The organism is bacterium, from assembly GCA_022616075.1.
Classification (GTDB): domain Bacteria; phylum Acidobacteriota; class HRBIN11; order JAKEFK01; family JAKEFK01; genus JAKEFK01.
Genome location: JAKEFK010000326.1, coordinates 1 through 3,087, shown reverse-complemented (window position 1 = coordinate 3,087; position 3,087 = coordinate 1). Strand labels below are relative to the sequence as shown.

Genomic DNA, 3,087 nt, shown 5'->3' with positions numbered 1-3,087 from the left:
TGTCCTGATTCTAATGGAATTGGACTTTTCCTAAAATGGAGTTAGTAATGACTCCAGGAGGAAAAGCCAATGTCGAGGAGAGAACGAAGGAATTTCACAGCGCAAGAGAAGGCTCAGATTTTAAAAGAGCATCTGTTTGAAGACAAGCCGGTTTCGCAAGTGTGCGAAGAGCACGGGATCCAGCCTACGGTATTGCATCGCTGGCGGCAACAAGCAGCAGAGAACTTGGCCGGTGCGTTTGACAAGAAAGGGAACACCAGCCGAGAAGAATCCAATTGGCAGAAGAAAGCGCTGAAGCTCGAGAGAAAGCTGCAGCAGAAGAACGAAGTCTTATCAGAGCTGATGGAAGAGCATATTGCTTTAAAAAAAAGTCTTGGGGAGGACTGAGGGGAGAATGGGTGCCGCACGATATTCGAGATGAGGTCATTGATTTTGTCAATCGCTGGAAGGAAAAGAGCCATTTGAAGGAATCGGTTTTTATTGAAGCGCTTGGAATCGGAAGAAGCAAGTTTTTCAACTGGAGGAAACGATACGGGAAAGTCAACGAACACAACGCTTGGATTCCGCGCGACTGGTGGATAGAAGATTGGGAAAAGGAAAAGATCATCGACTACTACCTGGCTCACCCGTTGGAAGGTTACCGTCGGTTGACTTTCATGATGCTGGATGAAGATGTAGTGGCCGTTTCTGCTTCAACCACCTACCGGGTTTTAAAGCAGGCGGGCTATTTGCGGAAGTGGAATCACAAGCGATCTTTCAAAGGGACCGGATTCAGTCAACCGGATAGTCCTCATCAGCACTGGCACGTTGATATTTCCTATTTGAATATCTGCGGCACCTTTTATTATCTCTGCAGTGTTTTAGACGGCTACAGCCGCTACATCGTCCATCATGAGATTCGAGAAACCATGAAAGAAGCTGACGTTGAAATCATCCTTCAGGCAGCAAAGGAGAAATTTCCGGAAGCCCGGCCTCGGATTATTACCGATAATGGTCCTCAGTTTATTGCCCGAGATTTTAAGGAATTTATTCGGATTTCTGGAATGAGCCATGTGAAGACATCGCCTTACTACCCACAAAGTAACGGCAAAATTGAACGCTGGCATCAGAGTGTTAAAACAGAAGCCATCCGGCAGAAATGTCCGCTTTCATTGGCTGATGCAAAACGCATCGTGGCCGAATTTGTGCATCACTACAATTGCCGGCGCCTTCACAGCGCGATTGGATATGTAACTCCCCGGACCAAGCTGCAAGGCCGTGAGAAAGAGATTTTTACTCAGCGCGATCGCAAGTTAGATGAAGCTCGCTTGCATCGCAAACTGCTGCGTAAAAACGAAAATGTCGGAATGGGTTTATTACAAAAATAATACTATGTATATAGTGATCATCCACGATCATTGAAATTAAAGCGTTTTGCTTGTACACTCAACCTGTCCGGTGAAACGGAAGCGAGCAATGCTGAGGAGCAACTCGCCAGGGATAACCGGATGACGTTGCGACGAATGTTCGTTGTAACTACGGGGAGGCTTCGGCCTCCCTTTGAATCTCAAATAACAACAAATATTCGGAGCTTCGTCTCATGCCTCAAAAAACCTTGGGGTCTGGGGCGAAGCCCCAGCTCTAACTAAATCTGAAAACTGAAAAGTCCATTTCACGCTGAACCAGGACAAGCGGAGGATTGACCTCATTTTTGCGCCCGCCCTTGGCCCTGGCAGATGAACCGTTTATTGAGGCCACTATTCCTCAGTTACAAGACATGATGGCTTCAGGTCAACTGACCGGCAGAATCAGGCGTCCTGAGTTGTCCTGAGTTCATGTTAATATGAACTTCTTGCGCCGACAGTCTTTCGATCCTTGCGGCACAAGGGGAAATTGAGTTATGCGCTATACCCCGATTATACTGATTGGCCTGGCGATCATTGTTTTCGCAGCATGGTCTGCGCTCCAGAAACCGGGCGATGCCGGTCCGGCGCCGCTGGAACAGCTCCGCGCGCGGTACTCGCAAAAAACGATTCCTTCCGCCGATCACAGCAAGCTTCAGTCTCTGCAGCGAACGTTTGCGTCTCCTCAGGAAGTAACGATCGCCTGCCTCTCCTGTCATACGGAAAGAGGCAAGGAAGTGATGGCGTCTTCGCACTGGAACTGGGAGCGCGCAGAGTATATCGATGGCCGCGGAATTCGATTCATCGGCAAGAAAAACATCCTGAACAATTACTGCATCGGGGTTTCCAGCAACCTGGAAGGGTGCGACAAATGCCATGCAGGATACGGTTTTACCGACGCCTCCTTTGATTTTAACAACGAAAGTAATATCGACTGTCTTGTTTGCCACGACAACAGCGGGACGTATGTCAAAACAGGGGCCGGATTGCCCGCTCCGTCCGTTGATTTGAGCGCTGTGGCGCAGCGTGTCGGAAAGCCAAAGCGGGACAATTGCGGTTATTGTCACTTTGCGGGAGGCGGCGGCAACAATGTAAAACACGGCGACCTGGAAGAAGCTTTACTGGAGGCCGACCGTGAGCTGGATGTGCACATGGCGCGCAACGGCGCCGATCTTCAATGCGTGGATTGCCACACAGGCAAGAACCATCAAATGCAGGGAAAACTCTACTCCGTTTCCTCCATGAACCGCAACCGCTCCACTTGCGAGCAATGTCATGCGGCGCTGCCGCATGAAGATGATATCCTGAACGAACACACACTCAAGGTTGCCTGTCAGACGTGCCACATTCCGACCTATGCCAGGGCGAATCCAACCAAGATGACCTGGGACTGGTCCACGGCCGGCAGGCTGGCTGACGGAAAACCTTTTGAAGTTAAGGGCTCTCACGGAGAACCAACGTACATGTCCCTTAAAGGGACATTCACATGGGCCACGAATGTCATACCGGAATACGTATGGTTTAACGGCACCGCCGGCCACTATCTCCTGGGTGACGAAGTCTCGGGTGAGCCGGTCCGGATCAATGAGCTCAAAGGTGGTTATGAAGACCCCGATTCGAAAATCATTCCTGCAAAGATTCACAGGGGAAAGCAGCTTTACGATCCGGTGAACAAAATTCTGATTCAGCCGAAACTGTATGCGCC

At 49.9% G+C, this 3,087-nt stretch carries 3 protein-coding genes; all 3 read left to right on the top strand.

The window, feature by feature from the left end; translation table 11 throughout:
- The first annotated feature begins 69 nt into the window (after positions 1-69).
- The gene (locus tag L0156_25690) at positions 70-387 is read left to right on the top strand and encodes a transposase (GenBank protein ID MCI0606391.1); all 318 of its coding nucleotides are present in this window, start codon (positions 70-72) and stop codon (positions 385-387) included.
- Positions 276-1,367 (top strand): IS3 family transposase, encoded by a 1,092-nt coding sequence (locus tag L0156_25685; protein MCI0606390.1) that lies wholly within the window; start codon positions 276-278, stop codon positions 1,365-1,367. The genes L0156_25690 and L0156_25685 overlap by 112 nt, the downstream gene beginning before the upstream one ends.
- 512 nt (positions 1,368-1,879) lie before the next feature.
- The coding region (locus tag L0156_25680; GenBank protein ID MCI0606389.1) for a tetrathionate reductase family octaheme c-type cytochrome at positions 1,880-3,087 on the top strand (1,208 nt) is incomplete at its 3' end.